This window comes from Pseudomonas putida (assembly GCF_028682635.1).
GTDB classification, from domain to species: domain Bacteria; phylum Pseudomonadota; class Gammaproteobacteria; order Pseudomonadales; family Pseudomonadaceae; genus Aquipseudomonas; species Aquipseudomonas putida_AE.
In genome coordinates, this window is sequence record NZ_JANHLK010000011.1 from 56,306 (window position 1) to 75,052 (window position 18,747).

Genomic DNA, 18,747 nt, shown 5'->3' on the forward strand with positions numbered 1-18,747 from the left:
ATCGATCAGCGGCCGTACAGTCTTCCCCATAAGAACAAATGCCCTACCAAAGGAAAACCGCGATGAAGACTCTACCCGCGCCTCTGCTCGCCAAGATTTCCTGGCGGCTGCTCCCGTTTCTCCTGCTGATGTACATCATGGCCTTCCTCGACCGCGCCAACGTCGGGTTCGCCAAGCAAGCTTTCCAGGCCGATACCAATATCAGTGACGCCGCCTTCGCCTTCGGCGCCGGGGTGTTCTTCGTCGGTTATGCCCTGCTCGAAGTGCCGAGCAACCTGATCCTGCACCGCGTCGGCGCCCGTTTGTGGATGTGCCGGATCATGGTCACCTGGGGCCTGGTCTCCGCAGCCATGGTCTTCGCCCACACCGAAACCAGCTTCTACATCCTGCGCTTCCTGCTGGGCGTGGCCGAAGCCGGATTTTTTCCCGGCGTGATCCTCTACCTCACCTACTGGTTCCCCAGCGCCGTACGCGGCAAGGCCATGGGTTTCTTCTACTTCGGCGCGCCGCTGGCGTTCATCTTCGGCAGCCCGTTGTCCGGCCTGCTGCTGGAGCTGGACGGCTTTGTCGGCTTCCACGGCTGGCAGTGGCTGTTCGCCGTTGAAGGCTTGATGGCCACGGCGGTAGGTATCTGGGCGTACTTTTACTTGGACAACCGCCCGGCGGATGCCAAATGGCTGACGGTCGAAGAACGCCAGCAGGTGCAGAACCTGCTCGATCAGGAAGACAGCCACAAACAGAATCACGGTCGCAGCCTGCTCAACGTGATCTGCCAGCCGTCGGTGCTGTACCTGTGCCTGATCTACCTATTGATCCAGGCCAGCGTCTACGGCGTGGTGTTCTACCTGCCGACCCAGGTCGGCGGATTGCTGGGCACCAAGGTCGGGCTGATGGTCGGGCTGGTCACGGCGATCCCATGGATTTGCGCGCTGGTGGCGGCTTACCTGATTCCCGGCTACAGCGACCGCACCGGCGAACGCCGCCGCACCGCCAGCCTGACCCTGCTGATGGCCGCCGCCGGTATCGCCTGCTCGGTGACCTTCAGCAGTCCGTTCCTGGGCATCGTCGCCCTGTGCTTCGCCGCATCCGGTTTCATCGCCGTGCAACCGGTGTTCTGGACCTTCCCTTCCAGCTACCTCGCCGGCAGCGCCGCGGCGGCCGGCATCGCCCTGATCAACTCGTTCGGTGCCCTCGGCGGCTTCATCGCCCCGGTGCTGAAGAACTGGGCCGAAGGCGCCTTCCATTCTCCGGCAGCCGGCCTGTACCTGCTGTCCGCCACAACCGTCATCGCCGCGTTGCTGGTCCTGGGCGTGCGTTCGCCCGGGCATGAAGCTTCGAACAAACCGGCCACCGTTTAAACCTGACCGCCGTTAAAAAAAGGAATCACACCATGGGCATTCCAACCATCAAGCACGTCCGCGCTTTCACTCTGCGAGGCGGCGGCGCGGATTACCACGATCAGGCCGATGGCCACTGGATCGACGATCACATTGCCACGCCGATGAGCAAATACCCGGAGTACCGCCAGAGCCGCCGCACCTTCGGCATCAACGTGCTCGGCACCCTGGTGGTGGAGATCGAAGCCAGCGACGGCACGGTTGGTTTTGCGGTGACCACGGGCGGCGAGCCGGCCGCCTACATCGTCGAGAAACACCTGGCGCGCTTCCTCGAAGGGGCGAAAGTCACCGACATCGAAAAGATCTGGGACCAGATGTACCAATCGACCCTGTATTACGGGCGCAAAGGCATCGTGATCAACACGATTTCCGGGGTCGACCTGGCGCTGTGGGACTTGCTCGGCAAGATCCGCCAGGAGCCGGTGCACCAGTTGCTCGGCGGCGCGGTGCGCGATGAATTGCAGTTCTACGCCACCGGCGCCCGCCCGGACCTGGCGCAGAAAATGGGTTTTATCGGCGGCAAGATGCCGCTGCACCATGGCCCGGCCGAAGGCGAGGAAGGCCTGCGCAAGAACCTCGAAGAACTGGCGACCATGCGCGAACGGGTCGGCCCGGACTTCTGGCTGATGCTCGATTGCTGGATGAGCCTGGACCTCAACTACGCCACCAGACTGGCGGTCGGCGCCCACGAACATGGCTTGAAGTGGATCGAAGAAGCCCTGCCGCCGGACGATTACTGGGGCTACGCGGCCCTGCGCAACAACGTGCCCAAAGGCATGCTGGTGACCACCGGCGAACATGAAGCCACCCGCTGGGGCTTCCGCATGCTGCTGGAGATGGGCTGCTGCGACATCATCCAGCCGGATGTCGGCTGGTGCGGCGGCCTCACCGAACTGGTGAAGATCTCGGCCCTGGCCGACGCCCACAACGCCCTGGTCATTCCCCACGGCTCGTCGGTGTACAGCTATCACTTCGTGGCTACCCGGCATAACAGCCCGTTCGCCGAATTCCTGATGATGGCGCCGAAAGCCGACGAAGTGGTGCCGATGTTCCATCCGCAATTGCTCGGCGAACCGGTACCGGTGAACGGTCGCATGCGCCTGTCGGCACTCGACCAGCCAGGATTCGGCGTGACCCTCAACCCGGAATGCCAACTGCATCGGCCGTATAGCCGCTGAGCCAGGAGTTCGTGATGAACATGCCGCACAACGCTTTCAAGGCCGCCCTGAACAAACCTGCGCCGCAATATGGCATCTGGGCCGGGTTCGCCACCGGCTACGCCGCCGAGATCGTCGCCACCACCGGTTATGACTGGATGCTGATCGACGGTGAACACGCACCCAATACCGTGCCCGGCGTACTCGCCCAATTGCAGGCCGTGGCGCCCTACCCCACGGCACCCATCGTGCGCGCCGTGAATGGCGACGCCAACCTGATCAAGCAGTTGCTGGATATCGGTGCGCAGACGCTGATGATCCCGATGGTCGAAACCGCCGAACAGGCCCAGGCCCTGGTCCGCGCCACCCGGTACCCACCCCACGGCATCCGTGGCGTCGGCGGCGGCCTGACCCGCGCCACGCGCTGGGACGGAGTACCCGACTATCTGAACACCGCCCATGAACAGCTGTGCCTGATCGTGCAGGTGGAATCGCGGCTCGGCGTGGAAAACGTCGCAGCCATTGCCGCCGTCGAAGGCGTCGACGCGGTGTTCATCGGCCCGGCGGATCTGTCCATTGGTCTGGGCCATGCCGGCAATCCCGGTCACCCGGAAGTTCAGGAACGCATTCAACACGCGGTCAACGCGACGCTGGCGGCCGGCAAGGCCTGCGGCATCCTCGCACCCAATGAAGAAGACGCGCGGCGCTATCAGGGCTGGGGCTGCCAGTTCATCGCCGTGGCCATCGACATCAGCCTGCTGCGCCAGAGCGCCATGGCCACCCTCGCCCGCTACCGCACACCGGCCACCGAACACGCGCCGTCGCGTACCTACTGATCAGCCAAGGAGTCGTTCCATGTCATCCGTGCCTGTTTACGAAAACTTCATCAACGGCCAGTTCGTGGCCAGCGCTGCCCACATTGACGTGATCAACCCGGCCACCGGTGCCTTGTTGTCGAAGGTGCCGGCGTCGAATGCCGAAGACGTCGATCGCGCCCTCGCTGCGGCGCGCTCCGCGCAAAAGGACTGGGCGCGCAAGCCGGCGAATGAGCGCGCCGGTTACCTACGGCGCATCGCCGCCAAACTGCGGGAAAACGTTGCGCACCTGGCGCGCACCATCACCCTGGAACAAGGCAAGATCAGCGGCCTGGCCGAAGTCGAAGTCAACTTCACCGCCGACTACCTCGACTACATGGCCGAGTGGGCGCGGCGCATCGAAGGTGAAATCATCACCAGCGACCGCCAGAACGAAAACATCTTCCTGTTCCGCAAACCCCTGGGGGTGGTGGCGGGGATCCTGCCGTGGAATTTCCCGTTCTTCCTGATCGCTCGCAAGATGGCCCCCGCGCTGCTGACCGGCAACACCATCGTCATCAAACCGAGTGAAGAAACGCCGAACAACTGTTTCGAGTTCGCCCGACTGGTGGCAGAAACCGACCTGCCGCCCGGTGTATTCAACGTGGTTTGCGGTGACGGCCAGGTTGGCGCGGCGCTCAGTGGGCACAAAGGCGTGGACATGATCAGTTTCACCGGCAGCGTCGCCACCGGTTCACGGATCATGGCCGCCGCCGCACCGAACATCACCAAGCTCAATCTGGAACTGGGTGGCAAGGCCCCGGCCATCGTGCTGGCGGATGCCGACCTGGACCTGGCGGTGAAGGCCATTCGCGATTCGCGGATCATCAACAGCGGCCAGGTGTGCAATTGCGCCGAGCGGGTGTATGTCGAACGCAAGGTGGCGGATCAATTCATAGAGCGTATCGCCGCCGCCATGAGCGCGACCCGCTATGGCGACCCGATTGCGCAACCCGATGTGGAGATGGGCCCGCTGATCAATCGCCAGGGCCTGGACAGCGTCAACCGTAAAGTCCGTACAGCACTGAGCCAGGGCGCCAGCCTGATCAGCGGCGGGCAGGTTGCCGACCTGCCGAACGGCTTTCACTTCCAGCCCACGGTCCTGGCGGGCTGCCGCGCCGACATGGAGATCATGCGCGAGGAAATCTTCGGTCCGGTGCTGCCGATCCAGATCGTCGATGACCTGGATGAAGCCATCGCCCTGGCCAACGACTGCGACTATGGCCTGACCTCGTCGATCTACACCCGCGACTTGAACAAGACCCTGTACGCCATGCGCGAGCTGGATTTTGGCGAAACCTACGTCAATCGCGAGAACTTCGAAGCGATGCAGGGGTTTCATGCCGGGGTGCGTAAATCGGGGATTGGCGGGGCGGATGGCAAGCATGGGTTGTATGAGTACACCCATACTCATGCGGTGTATCTGCAGGGCTGAATACCTGCGGTGTTGCTGATGCCGCCTTCGCGAGCAAGCCCGCTCCCACATTGGTTTCTGTGTCGAACACACAATCAAATGTGGGAGCGGGCTTGCTCGCGAAGACGTCAGATCAGTCAACACAAGACCATCAGAAGTCCACAGTCGCCGACAGCAAATAGGTCCGTGGCGTCGACAGCGTCAACCCCGGCTCGCTGTCATCCGAAGCCCCCGCCGAACTCCAGTAGCGCTTGTCCGCCACGTTCTCGATATTGCCCCGCACGGTAATGGTCTTTTCATCAACCCTGAACGCATAACGCGCGCCCACGTCGAAACGCTCCCAGGAATCGATTTCTTTGTTATTGGACTGGTCCAGGTACTGCGAGCTGGAGTAGATGCCGCGACTGGTCAGGGTCAGGCCCTGGACGTTCGGCACGTCCCACTCGGCGCCCAGGTTGACGTTGTACTTCGGCGTGGCCGGCGCGCGGTTGCCGTCGAAGGTGCCATTGGTGGTGTCGTTCAACTCGCTGTCGATGTACATCACCCCACCGAGCAGCCGGAATCCGTCGAGCGGTTCGCCGAACACGCTCAGCTCCACACCATCGTTCTGCCGCTTGCCGTTGGGGCCGAAGACCCGTGTCGTGGCGTTGGTCTCGTAGGCCGGTTGCTTGATCCGGAACACCGCAGCGGTGACCGCGAACGCACCGGCGTCGTACTTGGCGCCGACTTCTACCTGGCGGCTGATGAACGGCGGGAAGATCTCATCCTCGTTGACCGAGGTGGACGGGGCGATCTTGCCCTGGCTCAGGCCTTCCATGTAGTTGGCGTACACAGATAATTTGTCGGTGGCCTTGAACAGGATGCCACCCGATGGCGAGAATTTTTCCTCGTCATAGGCGGTGTCGCCCTTGACGTCATCCGACCAGTCGTCCACCTGCACCCGCTGCCAGCGGCCGCCGAGGGTCAGCAGCAGCCGGTCATCGAAGAAGCCCAGGGTGTCGGACAAGGCCACGCTGCTGAAGCGGTTCTCGGTATAGACCTCTGGGTCGAAGCGCGTGGGCCGTTCGGGTGTCGGGGTTTCCACGGGGTCGTAAAGGTTGCTGGGGGCCGCAGCGTAACGGGCGCCGCCATTCTCGAAGTCCATGTAGAAATAGCTGGCCGCCAGGTTGACCTGATGGCTGACCGGGCCGGTATGAAACCAGTTGCGCACGCCGGCCGTGGCCGTGCGCACGTTTTCGTCGCGGGTGAAGTCCCGCGGCAGCACACTGAAATCACCCGCATCGTTGGTGACCGCTACGGCATGCCTGAGAAAGTCATGGTTGCTTTTGCGCGCGCCCACACCGCCGTACAACAGCACTGAATCGCTGACATCGAATTCACCGTTCAGCGTGCCGAAAGTGTCCGTGGTGCGCGCCTGGCTCCAGGGCTGCGCATAGTTGTCGCGGACATCGTTGGCATTCGGCACCTTCGCGTTGACGCCAATCTGCACGCGCTCCTGGGGGGCATCGGTATTACGTTCGGTGTGGCCGATGTCGGTCGAGAGGCGCAGGCGGTCACCGCGAAAATCCAGGCCCAGCACCGCCATCTCGCGGTCGACGCTCTGGTGATCCCAGTCGGTGTCGCCAGACTGCTTCACGCCGTTGAAACGAATGCCGAACATGTCCTCCTCACCAAAGCGCCGGCCTACATCCACGGCACCGCCAAGCTGGTTGTTGGAGGCGTAACTGCCGGTGAACGAGGTGATCGGCTGGTCGGTCGCACGCTTTGGCACCACGTTGATCCCGCCGCCCACGCTGCCCCGTGGCGAGATGCCGTTGACCAGCTGGCTGGGGCCCTTGAGGATGTCGACGCGGTCGGCCATCTCCATGTCGATGGTATAGGTCGGCAGGACACCGTACAGACCGTTGTAGGAAACATCGCTGTTGAACAGGCTGAGTCCGCGAATGGTGAACTGCTCATAACGCCCTCCCGCCGGATTGGTCGCGCGTACCGAAGGATCGCTGGCCACCAGGTCGCCCAGGGTACGCGCCTGCAGGTTTTTCACCGCCTCGCTGGTGTAGGTGGTCATGCTGAACGGCGTTTCCATGAAGTCTTGCGAGCCCAGCAAGCCTTGCGAACCACGGCGTGCAACCTGGCCACCGGCGTACACCGGGTCGACGGCATCACCCGCTGTCGCGTAAATGGAAGTGGCGCCCAGTTGCAGGCTGCTGCCCGATGGTTCGGGAATCAGGATGTACGCCTGCTCGCCCACCGGTTGCAGTTGCAGGCCGGAATTCTGCAACAGGCGCACGAAGCCCTCCTCCACCCCATAGTTACCGGAAAGTCCCGCACTGCTGCGACCGCTGACCAGCGCCGGATCGACCGACAGGTTGACCCCGGCCAGGCCGGCGAACCGGGTGAGCGCATCGCTCAGGCTGCCGGCCGGCACCTGATAACTGCGACGAGTGGCGTCTTCGGCCCAGGCATGGGTGATGAAGATCGGGCTGGCACTCAGGCTCAACATCAGGCTCAGGCGCAACAACGGGCGCAGACCGGACGACGCCGGGCGTGGACGGCAAGACTTTACGGCGGGCATTGAAAAGGCTCTCTTGTGCGTTCAGTTGCCTTGAATGACAAGCGAGTCGAAAAAAGGGGACAGGCTTCACGCAACTTTTTTGCGCGGCGTCAGCGTTACCCAATAGCGAGTACGCATTTCCACCTCCAGCGGCAGGCTGGCCGCGAGCAGCGCGAGGATGCGATCGGTGTCGTCCAGGCGGAAACTGCCGGTCACCCGCAGCGCTTCGAGTTCCGGCGCCCAACGCAGGACACCCGGTCGATAGCTGTCGAGTTCGCGCAGGAATTCCCCCAGTGGCTGGTTGCTGGCCATCAATACGCCTTCGCGCCAGCCGGGTTGCAACACATCAAAAGCCTGTATCGCGGCGGCACCTGCCGCTTGCAGATCGACCTGCTGGCCCGCGCGCAACGTCAGCGCCGCGCCCTGCAAGGGTTGCAACTGCACGGCACCGCTGAACACCGATACCCGGCATCCGCGGCTGCCCTGGCGCATGCAGGCTTCGCCTTGACTGACGGTCACCTGACCGAACCGGGTCTGGATCATCAAGGACGATGCACCCGGCACCTTCAGCGACATTTCGCCCTCCACCAGTTTCACCCGACGATTCGGCAAATCCACATCGACGGCGCTGGCCGTATTGAGCTGCAGGACACTGCCATCGGCCAGGGGTACCTGCTTGCGCTCGCCCGTGGCGGTGTGCAGGTCGGCGCGCCAGACGTCCAGTGGCAATTGCCGGCTGATCAGCCAGGCTGCCGGCACCAGCGCCACCGCGCCCAATGCGCGCTTGAGCACTACGCGTCGCGCAGGATCGGGGCGATCGAGGCTGCTCATGGCCAGCGCGGGAGGCAGGTCGGCAAAGCGCTGGCGCAAGGCCTGGGCCTTTTGCCAGGCGTGTTCATGACTGCGGCAGCTGTCGCGCCAGCGTTGCAGGTTCGCCCGGTCCTGATCGGTGGCACCTCCGGACTCGAGCAACGCCAGCCACTGCGCGGCGGCGCGCACGGCCTGGCGAACGTCGGCCGCCGGGCTGGTCACAGGTCCACCAACAGGCAATGCTCATAGGCTTGGGCCATGTAGCGTTTGATCGTGCGTTCCGACACCGACAGGCGCTCGGCGATCTGCTGGTAGGTCAAGCCCTCGAGCTGACTCCAGAGAAACGCCCGGCGCACGGCCCTGGGCAAACCATCGAGCAGTTCGTCCAGCGCTTGCAGGGTTTCCAGCAGCAGCCAACGCTGTTCCGGGGACGGCGCACATTCTTCGGGCAGGGACGCCAACGCACTCAGGTAAGCCTGTTCCAGACTGCGCCGCTGGTAGAAATTGCTCAGCAGGCGCTTGCCCACCGTCAGCAGATAGGCACGGGGCTCTTGCAGGTCGGCAATGCGCTGGGAGCTGGCGAGCAAACGCAAGAAGGTATCCTGGCTCAGGTCCGCCGCATCACAAGCGTTGCCCATGCGTCGCCTCAGCCAGCTCTCAAGCCAGCTACGGTGATCGCGGTACAGGTCGTGAAGGGTTTGCTCCTTCGCCATCGCTGCATCACTCATCTGAAGAAACCCTGTGCCAGGCGTTATCGTAAATGAGAGTGATTCTAATTAATGTCGGGAGCCAGCACCAAGTGCTTTATGCAGCGGTTGCGCAGAAAGATTCGCAAGGAGGCGTCACAGAGGAGGAAAAGGCAAATCGCAGACACAAAAAACCCCGGTCTTTCGACCAGGGTCTTTGCTATCGACTCGAAGTAAGCCAGTGGCTTTCTTCGTAGCTCCAAGGCGTTCAGTGGGCCTCGGGGCAGATATGGCGCAGCGGACGGGACTCGAACCCGCGACCCCCGGCGTGACAGGCCGGTATTCTAACCGACTGAACTACCGCTGCGTATCGCTTTGAGCAGATGCTCAAGTAACTCGTCTGATTGAAAACTCAGTAGCTTTTCAATCTCGAGCCAGGCAGGCCTGACTCGGAAAATATGGCGCAGCGGACGGGACTCGAACCCGCGACCCCCGGCGTGACAGGCCGGTATTCTAACCGACTGAACTACCGCTGCGCGTCGGTGCAGGCATTTCAGCCTACGGCTTGCTTTCGCAAGTTTCTCGGGAGTGGTGGGTGATGACGGGATCGAACCGCCGACATTCTGCTTGTAAGGCAGACGCTCTCCCAGCTGAGCTAATCACCCGTTTGCATCTCCGAGGCCGCGAAATTTACGCAGGTAGCGAACCTAAGTCAATAGCAGGATTGAAGTTTTTTTCAAAAACAGCTTTTAGCGGCAAGCTTTGAGCTACAAGAGAGAAGCGGTTACCCACGAAGCAGGCGCACCGCTGTCAGGCTTTAACTTGCAGCTTGAAGCTTGAAGCTGCCCTTCACTGCTCATAGATCATCTTCTTGGTCATGCCGCCATCGACCACAAACTCCTGGCCCGTGACAAAACCAGCATTCTTCGACAGCAGCCAGGCCACCATCGCCGCCACATCCTCAACCGTCCCTACCCTGCCCGCCGGATGCTGGGCATGGTCGGCGTCCGTCAGCGGCTCGGCACGACGCAGCGAAGGGTCCCGCGCATCGATCCAGCCGGGGCTGACGGCATTGACGCGAATCTCCGGACCGAGGCTGATCGCCAGTGCGTGAGTCAGGGCCAACAAACCGCCCTTGCTCGCGGCATAGGCCTCGGTGTCCGGTTCCGACTGCCCGGCGCGGGTCGAGGCCAGGTTGACGATCGCCCCGCTATGGGCCCGCAGGTACGGCGCACAGTGCTTGGCCAACAGCATCGGCCCACTGAGGTTCACCGCCAGCACCCGGTTCCAGTACGCCAGGTCGAGGCTTTCCAGGGTGATGTTATGCGGATCGGCCACCGCTGCATTGCACACCAGCGCATCCAGGCGCCCGAACTGCCCCAGCACCTCGGCGACGCCCAGGGCCACCTGCCCTTCGTTGGAGACGTCCATGGCGATGAACCAGGCGTTGTCGCCCAGCACCTTCGCCACCTTCGAGCCACGATCGCGATCCAGGTCCGTGAGCACCACTTGCCAGCCTTCGCTGATCAACCAGGCCGCAATACCCAGGCCAATGCCCCGCGCCGCGCCGGTCACCAGCGCGACGCGACCATTGGAACCCGGTGGCGTGGACAACTCGATCACAAGGCAGCCAACCCGCGCGCCAGGTCGGCTTGCAGGTCTGCCACGTCTTCCAGGCCGACCGCAATGCGGATCAGGCTGTCACGGATGCCCGCAGCTTCACGCTCCTGGGGCGCCAGGCGGCCGTGGGAGGTGGTGCTCGGGTGGGTGATGGTGGTCTTGCTGTCGCCCAGGTTCGCCGTGATCGAAATCAGGCGGGTCGCATCGATGAAGCGCCAGGCGCCCTCTTTGCCGCCCTTGACCTCGAAACTCACTACCGCGCCGAAGCCCTTCTGCTGACGCAGGGCCAGCTCGTGCTGCGGATGGCTCTTGAGACCGGCGTAATGGACTTTCTCGATGCCGTCCTGCTGCTCCAGCCACTCGGCCAGCTCCTGGGCGTTGGCACAATGAGCCTTCATCCGCAGGTTGAGGGTTTCCAGGCCCTTGAGGAAGATCCAGGCGTTGAACGGGCTCAGGGTCGGCCCGGCGGTACGCAGGAAGCCAACCACTTCTTTCATCTGCTCGCTGCGCCCGGCCACGACCCCGCCCATGCAACGGCCCTGGCCGTCGATGAACTTGGTCGCCGAGTGCACGACGATGTCCGCACCCAGTTTCAGCGGCTGTTGCAGCGCCGGGGTGCAGAAGCAGTTGTCGACCACCAGCATCGCGCCCTTGGCGTGCGCGATGTTCGCCAGTTCGGCGATATCGACCAGTTCAGCCAGCGGATTGGACGGCGATTCGACGAACAGCAACTTGGTGTTGGTCTTGATCGCCGCGTCCCAGCCGGACAGGTCCGCCAGGGGCACGTAGTCGACTTCGACACCGAAGCGCTTGAAGTACTTCTCGAACAGGCTGATGGTCGAGCCGAATACGCTGCGCGACACCAGCACGTGGTCGCCGGCACTGCACAGGCTCATCACCACCGCCATGATCGCGGCCATGCCGGTGGCGGTGGCCACGGCTTGCTCGGCGCTTTCCAGGGCGGCAATGCGCTCTTCAAAGGCACGTACGGTCGGGTTGGTGTAGCGCGAGTAGACGTTACCCGGCACTTCGCCGGCAAAACGTGCGGCGGCGTCGCCAGCGGTGCGGAATACATAGCTGGAAGTGAAGAACATCGGATCACCGTGTTCGCCTTCCGGCGTACGGTGCTGACCGGCACGTACGGCCAGGGTATCGAACGCTACGCCTTCGAGGTCGCTGTCCAACCGACCGGCATCCCAATCCTGACTCATGCTGTCACTCCTTGCCTTATTCGGTAGTAGATACGAAACCGGCCCTGCAGGAGCGTGGCTTGCCCGCGAAGGATCCTTTGGATACGCCAAAAGCTTCGCGGCAAGCCTCGCTCCTACAAGGCCGGCTTTACTCAGTTGTTGTACAGATCGATGATCGCGCTGACCGCCTGGGTCTTGACCTTGGAGGCATCGTTACGTGCCTGTTCGATCTTGTTCAGGTAAGCCTCGTCGACGTCGCCGGTCACATACTTGCCGTCGAACACCGCGCAATCGAAGTTCTCGATCTTGATCTTGCCGCCACCGACCGCTTCGATCAAGTCAGGCAGGTCCTGATAGATCAGCCAGTCGGCGCCGATCAGGTCCGCAACGTCCTGGGTCGAACGGTTGTGGGCGATCAGCTCGTGGGCGCTCGGCATGTCGATGCCATAGACGTTCGGGAAACGCACGGCCGGGGCTGCGGAGCAGAAGTAGACGTTCTTGGCGCCCGCTTCGCGTGCCATCTGGATGATCTGCTTGCAGGTGGTGCCGCGCACGATCGAGTCGTCCACCAGCATCACGTTCTTGCCGCGGAATTCCAGTTCGATGGCGTTGAGCTTCTGGCGTACGGATTTTTTCCGCGCAGCCTGGCCCGGCATGATGAAGGTCCGGCCGATGTAGCGGTTCTTCACGAAACCTTCGCGGAATTTCACGCCCAGGTGGTTCGCCAGCTCCAGGGCCGCGGTGCGGCTGGTGTCCGGGATCGGGATGACCACGTCGATGTCGTGATCAGGACGTTCGCGCAGGATCTTCTCGGCGAGCTTCTCACCCATGCGCAGGCGGGCCTTGTACACCGACACGCCGTCGATGATCGAGTCCGGACGCGCCAGGTAGACGTGTTCGAAGATGCACGGGGTCAGGGACGGGTTGGTCGCGCACTGACGGGTGTGCAGCTTGCCGTCTTCGGTGATGTAGACCGCTTCGCCCGGTGCCAGGTCGCGGATCAGGGTGAAACCGAGCACGTCCAGGGACACGCTCTCGGAGGCGATCATGTACTCGACGCCTTCGTCGGTGTGACGCTGGCCGAACACGATCGGGCGGATGCCGTGCGGGTCGCGGAAACCGACGATGCCGTAGCCGGTCACCATGGCCACTACCGCGTAGCCACCGACGCAGCGGTTGTGCACGTCGGTAACGGCAGCGAACACGTCTTCTTCGGTCGGCTGCAGCTTGCCGCGCTGGGCCAGCTCGTGTGCGAACACGTTCAGCAGTACTTCCGAATCGGAGCTGGTGTTGACGTGGCGCAGGTCAGATTCGTAAATCTCCTTGGCCAGCTGTTCAACGTTGGTCAGGTTACCGTTGTGCGCCAGGGTGATGCCGTAAGGCGAGTTGACGTAAAACGGTTGAGCTTCGGCCGAAGTCGAGCTGCCCGCGGTCGGATAGCGCACATGGCCAATGCCCATGTGGCCGACCAGGCGCTGCATGTGACGCTGCTGGAACACGTCACGCACCAGGCCGTTGTCCTTGCGCAGGAATAACCGGCCATCATGGCTGGTCACGATACCGGCAGCGTCCTGGCCGCGGTGCTGGAGGACGGTTAGCGCGTCATACAGCGCCTGATTGACGTTCGACTTACCGACGATACCGACGATGCCACACATGCGACGCAACCCCTACTTAATGGATCTGAACTGAACAACACTCACTGAGGCGTTTTGGCCATCGGCAAGAGCTGCTCCTTGAACGGTATATCAGCGGGTACGCTGATACCGCTGGCAAGCCACTGACTGCTCCACCCGAGAATCAGGTTCTTGGACCAGTCGGCGACCAATAAAAATCTTGGCACGAGCTGGGACTCTTTCCACCACCCGTCCTGCTGTACCGGCCCCAGGCTCAACAGCCCGACCGCCACGACCACCAGCAACACGCCACGCGCCGCGCCGAAGGCCATGCCGAGGAATCGATCGGTCCCGGACAACCCGGTGACGCGAACCAACTCGCCGATAAGATAATTGATCATTGCGCCTACGATCAGCGTGGCGACAAACATGATGGCACAGCCCGTGATTATACGAGCCGATGGGGTCTGGATGTATCCGGCGAGGTACTCGGACAATGAGCCACCAAACATCCAGGCAACGGCTCCTGCGATGATCCAGGTCACGAGCGACAGTGCTTCCTTGACGAAGCCGCGGCTCAGACTGATCAATGCGGAGATGGCGACGATTGCAACGATCGCCCAGTCAACCCAGGTAAATGGCACAGTGCAGCCTACAGACGGATAAGGCGGCGCATTTTAGCAGAGCCCATGCTTATCGGTAAGCTGCGATTGTCAGTGCATTTCAAATCGTGTCGATAGATTTAGCCACGCTCTGGCTGAAAGCGCACGACAAAGCCCTTGAGGTTCTGCTGGCGGTTCAGCAAGTCGCGCAGGCGATCGGCTTCTGCACGCTCGATCAGCGGCCCGACGAACACCCGATTCTTGCCATCGGCAGTGCGGATGTAGGCATTGTAACCCTGGCTGCGCAGGGTTTTCTGCAGCTTTTCCGCGCTCTCACGGTTGGCCAGGCTGGCCAGTTGCACCGACCAGCTGACCGATAGGCCATTGGCGTCGACACGGCTTTGCGTGGTATCCGGCTTGCCCGGTGCGGCGCTGATCGGTTGCGACGGCGCCGTGGCAGGCTTGGCAGCCAGCGCCGGGACGGGTGCAGGTGCCGGGGGCGGCGTGACCGGCTTGACGGTGGGCGCCGGAGCGGCAGGCGCAACCGGGGCAACCGGCGCTTCCTGCTGGGCGATTTCCTCGTCGCTCGGCACGGGCTCCTGCGGCAGGGCCTGGGGTTCAGGCACCACCACCGGCTCCACCTGCACTTGCGGCATCACCGGCGCTTGCGGCGCCGCCGGGGCCTGGACCGTCACCTGGCGCTGCTCATCCTGGCGGGAAAACAGCATCGGCAGGAAGATCACCGCCAGCGCCACCAGAACCAGGGCGCCGACCATGCGCTGCTTGTAAGCCTTATCCAGCAATGCCATTTGCCGCTTCCTCCGTGGAGCGCCGGGCCAGCCACTCGAGGGCCTCGGCAACACAATAGAATGATCCGAACAACAGAATCTCGTCGTCGCTCGTCGCCTGCGCACACTGCCCTTCCAGGGCGGCGGCCACGCTGTCATAGGACGTCACCGCAGCACCGCGCTTGTCCAGCGCCTCGCGCAAGTCGGCCACCGGTCGCGCCCGCGGCGAATCCAGCGGCGCAACGGCCCAGTGCTCGACACTAGCACTCAATTCGCCCACAACACCATCCAGATCCTTGTCCGCCAGCAATCCGAACACCGCCAGGCGCTTGCCAGCCGGTGGTCGGCTGGCCAGGCGACGGGCCAGGTACTCAGCGGCATGGGGGTTATGCCCCACATCCAGCAACAAGTTAAGGCGCTTGCCCTGCCACTCGACCTGCCGGCGATCGAGACGACCGACCATCCGCGTCGCTTGCAGCGCCTGGACAATCTGCGCCTGCACCCAAGGTAAACCGAGCAGCAGATAGGCCTGCAACGCCAAGGCGGCGTTTTCCATCGGCAGGTCGAGCAACGGCAGGTCGCGCAGCTCGACTGCACGCCCTTGCGCGTCGACACCACGCCACTGCCAGCCGTGGTCAGTCACACCCAGGTCGAAATCGCGCCCACGCAGGAAAAACGGGCAGTTGAGCTCGCGCGCCTTGTCCAGCAGGGGTTGCGGGGGATTCAGGTCACCGCAGAGCGCGGGCGCGCCCTGACGGAAGATGCCGGCCTTCTCGAAAGCCACGGACTCACGGGTATCACCCAGGTAATCCGCATGGTCGACGCCAATGCTGGTGACCAGCGCCATGTCGGCGTCCACCACGTTGACCGTGTCCAGACGCCCGCCCAAGCCGACTTCCAGCACCACGGCGTCGAGCCTGGACTGTTGAAACAGCCAGAACGCTGCCAGGGTACCCATCTCGAAATAGGTCAGGGATGTGTCGCCGCGGCCGGCCTCGACCGCCGTGAAAGCCCGGCACAGCTCGGCGTCAGTAGCTTCGACGCCATTGACCTGCACCCGCTCGTTGTAACGCAGCAGGTGCGGAGAACTGTAGACACCGACGTTCAGGCCCTGCGCCCGCAGCAATGACGCCACGAACGCACAGGTCGAGCCCTTGCCATTGGTGCCGGTGACCGTGATCACCCGAGGCGCCGGCTTGCCCAGTCCCATACGGGACGCTACCTGCTGCGAGCGCTCAAGGCCCATGTCGATGGCCGAAGGGTGCAACTGCTCAAGGTAGGCGAGCCACTCGCCAAGGGTACGTTCGGTCATAGGTTGGCAGGTACCGGTGGAACGACGATTGGCTCGATGGGTGCAGCGACGAATTTCGGCGTCGGCAGGCCCATCATTTGCGCCAGCAGGTTACCCAGGCGCGGCCGCAGTTCCTGACGGTGAATGATCATGTCGATCGCGCCGTGCTCCAGCAGGAACTCGCTGCGCTGGAAGCCTTCCGGCAGTTTTTCGCGCACGGTCTGCTCGATCACGCGCGGGCCGGCAAAGCCGATCAGGGCTTTCGGCTCGCCGACGATCACGTCGCCCAGCATCGCCAGGCTGGCGGAAACACCACCGTAGACCGGGTCGGTCAGCACGGAGATGAACGGAATGCCTTCTTCACGCAGACGCGCCAGGACCGCCGAGGTCTTGGCCATTTGCATCAGGGAGATCAGGGCTTCCTGCATCCGCGCGCCACCGGAGGCGGAGAAGCAGATCATCGGGCAGCGATTTTCCAGGGCGTAGTTGGCGGCGCGCACGAAGCGCTCACCGACGATGGCGCCCATCGAACCACCCATGAAGGAGAATTCGAACGCCGACACCACCACCGGCATGCCCAGCAGGGTACCGCTCATCGAGATCAGCGCGTCTTTTTCGCCGGTCTGCTTCTGCGCCGCGGTCAGGCGATCCTTGTACTTCTTGCCGTCGCGGAATTTCAGGCGGTCAACCGGCTCCAGGTCGGCGCCCAGTTCGGTACGACCTTCGGCATCGAGGAAGATGTCGATGCGCGCGCGTGCACCGATACGCATGTGGTGATTGCACTTGGGGCAAACGTCCAGGGTCTTTTCCAGCTCCGGACGATACAGCACAGCCTCGCAAGACGGGCATTTGTGCCAAAGACCTTCAGGCACCGAGCTCTTCTTGACCTCGGAACGCATGATCGAAGGGATCAGTTTGTCTACTAACCAGTTGCTCATGCTTTCTTTCTCCAGTACCGGCGGCCCGAACGCTCTGGTTCGCAGCCCCGCGTATGCCCTTGAGCTAAATTCATGTGTGCGGCGATGTTCGATGGGTGCCGGGTCAGTGAAGCGTGACCTGCGTACAGCCCATCAATCCTCAGCCGTTTTGTACAGTGCAGTGGACGGCGGCAGTCTGCCAGCCGTCACATCAAGGTGCCACGGACTGCCTTGATGAATGCCTGAATCTTTGCGTGATCCTTGATGCCCTTGCTCGCCTCTACCCCGCCACTGACATCCACCGCATACGGTCGAACCCGCGCCACCGCCTCGGCGACGTTTTCCGGGGTCAGGCCGCCCGCCAGGATGATCGGCTTGCTCAAGCCTTGCGGTATCAATGACCAGTCGAACGCCTGACCGGTTCCACCGGGAACACCTTCGACATAGGCGTCGAGCAAAATACCGCTGGCACCCGGATAAGCGTCGCAAGCTGCCGCGATGTCGTCCCCGGCCTTGACCCGCAGGGCCTTGATGTACGGACGATGCCAGCCTTCGCAGTCCTCAGAACTTTCATCGCCATGGAACTGCAACAGGTCCAGCGGCACCGCGTCGAGGATTTCTCCCAGCTCGCAACGGCTGGCGTTGACGAACAGGCCCACGGTGGTGACGAACGGCGGCAACGCCTTGATGATCGCGCGCGCCTGCTGGAACGTCACGTTCCGCGGGCTCTTGGCGTAGAACACGAAGCCGATGGCATCGGCCCCGGCCTCGACCGCCGCCAACGCATCCTCTATGCGGGTAATCCCGCAAATCTTGCTGCGAACGGCTGACATGTCGATTATTCCCCACGGCAAATCCGAGAAAGTCCCGGATGGTAACAAAAGCGTTCGAAGGCGTCAGCCGTCAAGTTCGCTGAAACCGGTGAGGAAATGTGGGCCAATGAAACGCTCCGGCAGCTGGAACTCGTCACGATACTCGACCTGCACCAGATACAGGCCGAACGGATGCGCTGTCACCCCGCCGGAACGGCGAATACGGCTCTCCAGCACTTCCTTCATCCACTCCACCGGACGCTCGCCGGAACCGATGGTCATCAGTACGCCGGCAATGTTGCGCACCATGTGGTGCAGGAAGGCGCTGGCACGGATATCCAGCACGATCATCTTGCCGTGACGCGTGACGCGCAGGTGATGAAGCTCCTTGATCGGCGACTTGGCCTGGCACTGGCCGGCACGGAAGGCGCTGAAATCGTGGGTGCCCACCAGGTAGCGGGCCGCTTCGGCCATGCGCTCGACATCCAGCGGGCGGTGGTTCCAGGTGATTTCTTCGTTCAGGTGCGCCGGACGGATCTGGTCGTTGTAGATCACATAGCGATAGCGCCGGGCAATGGCCTTGAACCTGGCATGGAAATGCGCCGGCATGACCTTGGCCCAACTGACGCTGACATCGTGGGGCAGATTGATATTGGCACCCATGACCCAGGCCTTCATCGAACGCTCGACCTGCGTGTCGAAGTGCACGACCTGTCCACAGGCGTGCACGCCGGCATCGGTGCGCCCGGCGCAGAGCAGCGAAACGGGGGAGTCGGCCACCTTGGACAAGGCGTTTTCGAGGGTTTCCTGCACCGTGAGCACGCCCGAGGCCTGGCGCTGCCAGCCACGATAACGCGAGCCCTTGTATTCAACGCCCAACGCGATCCGGAAAAAGCCGTCGGCCGCCATTTCGACGGCCGGGTTATCTATGTTTGCCAAGGAGGGACAGCCTGCTGATGTGCGCAAAGGGGGGCATTATAAGGCGGCCAGACGAGGACGCCAGTACAACAGGCGGTACTGCGGCGAATGGGAGGGCCCC

At 62.8% G+C, this 18,747-nt stretch carries 16 protein-coding genes and 3 tRNA genes; 4 read left to right on the forward strand and 15 right to left on the reverse strand.

Features of this window, described 5'->3' with window-relative positions; translation table 11 throughout:
- Positions 1-62: 62 nt before the first annotated feature.
- From NPS56_RS15535 to aldA, 4 genes are read left to right on the forward strand one after another with little or no spacing between them, the layout of a single operon-like run.
- On the forward strand, positions 63-1,358 hold the full coding sequence (locus NPS56_RS15535; RefSeq protein WP_274075404.1) for an MFS transporter: 1,296 nt from the start codon (positions 63-65) through the stop codon (positions 1,356-1,358).
- A 32-nt stretch (positions 1,359-1,390) separates the two neighbouring features.
- Positions 1,391-2,575, forward strand: a complete 1,185-nt coding sequence (rhmD, locus tag NPS56_RS15540) for an L-rhamnonate dehydratase (protein ID WP_274075405.1) — start codon at positions 1,391-1,393, stop codon at positions 2,573-2,575.
- Positions 2,576-2,589: 14 nt separating this feature from the next.
- Entirely contained in the window at positions 2,590-3,390 is an 801-nt protein-coding gene (locus NPS56_RS15545; RefSeq protein ID WP_274075406.1) for an HpcH/HpaI aldolase/citrate lyase family protein, read from the forward strand.
- A 19-nt stretch (positions 3,391-3,409) separates the two neighbouring features.
- Positions 3,410-4,843: an aldehyde dehydrogenase gene (gene aldA, locus NPS56_RS15550; protein ID WP_274075407.1), complete on the forward strand. Its 1,434-nt coding sequence runs from the start codon at positions 3,410-3,412 to the stop codon at positions 4,841-4,843.
- Between the two features lie 130 nt (positions 4,844-4,973).
- On the opposite strand, the gene NPS56_RS15555 is transcribed toward aldA, so the two are convergent.
- From NPS56_RS15555 to truA, 15 genes are all read right to left on the reverse strand, one after another.
- On the reverse strand, positions 4,974-7,397 hold the full coding sequence (locus NPS56_RS15555; RefSeq protein ID WP_274075408.1) for a TonB-dependent receptor: 2,424 nt from the start codon (positions 7,395-7,397) through the stop codon (positions 4,974-4,976).
- Positions 7,398-7,463: 66 nt separating this feature from the next.
- Positions 7,464-8,408: a FecR domain-containing protein gene (locus NPS56_RS15560; RefSeq protein WP_274075409.1), complete on the reverse strand. Its 945-nt coding sequence runs from the start codon at positions 8,406-8,408 to the stop codon at positions 7,464-7,466.
- Positions 8,405-8,914 (reverse strand): sigma-70 family RNA polymerase sigma factor, encoded by a 510-nt coding sequence (locus NPS56_RS15565; protein ID WP_274075410.1) that lies wholly within the window; start codon positions 8,912-8,914, stop codon positions 8,405-8,407. Before NPS56_RS15565 ends, NPS56_RS15560 begins: the two co-directional genes overlap by 4 nt.
- A gap of 248 nt (positions 8,915-9,162) precedes the next feature.
- Positions 9,163-9,239: transfer RNA gene (locus NPS56_RS15570), tRNA-Asp, on the reverse strand.
- A 92-nt stretch (positions 9,240-9,331) separates the two neighbouring features.
- Positions 9,332-9,408, reverse strand: a tRNA-Asp gene (locus tag NPS56_RS15575).
- Between the two features lie 53 nt (positions 9,409-9,461).
- Positions 9,462-9,537 (reverse strand) — tRNA-Val (locus NPS56_RS15580).
- A 184-nt stretch (positions 9,538-9,721) separates the two neighbouring features.
- A complete protein-coding gene (locus NPS56_RS15585) occupies positions 9,722-10,495 on the reverse strand; it encodes an SDR family oxidoreductase (RefSeq protein ID WP_274075411.1) in 774 nt (257 codons plus the stop codon).
- Entirely contained in the window at positions 10,492-11,703 is a 1,212-nt protein-coding gene (locus NPS56_RS15590) for an O-succinylhomoserine sulfhydrylase (protein ID WP_274075412.1), read from the reverse strand. The genes NPS56_RS15585 and NPS56_RS15590 overlap by 4 nt, the downstream gene beginning before the upstream one ends.
- A gap of 131 nt (positions 11,704-11,834) precedes the next feature.
- Positions 11,835-13,340: an amidophosphoribosyltransferase gene (gene purF / locus NPS56_RS15595; RefSeq protein WP_274075413.1), complete on the reverse strand. Its 1,506-nt coding sequence runs from the start codon at positions 13,338-13,340 to the stop codon at positions 11,835-11,837.
- A gap of 41 nt (positions 13,341-13,381) precedes the next feature.
- Positions 13,382-13,942 carry a CvpA family protein gene (locus NPS56_RS15600; protein ID WP_274075414.1) on the reverse strand — a complete coding sequence of 187 codons (561 nt, stop codon included), beginning with the start codon at positions 13,940-13,942 and terminating at the stop codon, positions 13,382-13,384.
- A 98-nt stretch (positions 13,943-14,040) separates the two neighbouring features.
- Positions 14,041-14,709, reverse strand: coding sequence for an SPOR domain-containing protein (locus tag NPS56_RS15605; RefSeq protein ID WP_274075415.1), 669 nt, complete (start codon positions 14,707-14,709; stop codon positions 14,041-14,043).
- On the reverse strand, positions 14,693-16,000 hold the full coding sequence (gene folC / locus NPS56_RS15610) for a bifunctional tetrahydrofolate synthase/dihydrofolate synthase (RefSeq protein ID WP_274075416.1): 1,308 nt from the start codon (positions 15,998-16,000) through the stop codon (positions 14,693-14,695). Before folC ends, NPS56_RS15605 begins: the two co-directional genes overlap by 17 nt.
- Positions 15,997-16,917, reverse strand: a complete 921-nt coding sequence (gene accD, locus NPS56_RS15615; RefSeq protein WP_274075417.1) for an acetyl-CoA carboxylase, carboxyltransferase subunit beta — start codon at positions 16,915-16,917, stop codon at positions 15,997-15,999. The genes folC and accD overlap by 4 nt, the downstream gene beginning before the upstream one ends.
- Positions 16,918-17,102: 185 nt before the next feature.
- Positions 17,103-17,729 (reverse strand): phosphoribosylanthranilate isomerase, encoded by a 627-nt coding sequence (locus NPS56_RS15620; protein WP_274075418.1) that lies wholly within the window; start codon positions 17,727-17,729, stop codon positions 17,103-17,105.
- Positions 17,730-17,792: 63 nt separating this feature from the next.
- A complete protein-coding gene (truA, locus tag NPS56_RS15625; protein ID WP_274075521.1) occupies positions 17,793-18,617 on the reverse strand; it encodes a tRNA pseudouridine(38-40) synthase TruA in 825 nt (274 codons plus the stop codon).
- Positions 18,618-18,747 lie beyond the last annotated feature (130 nt).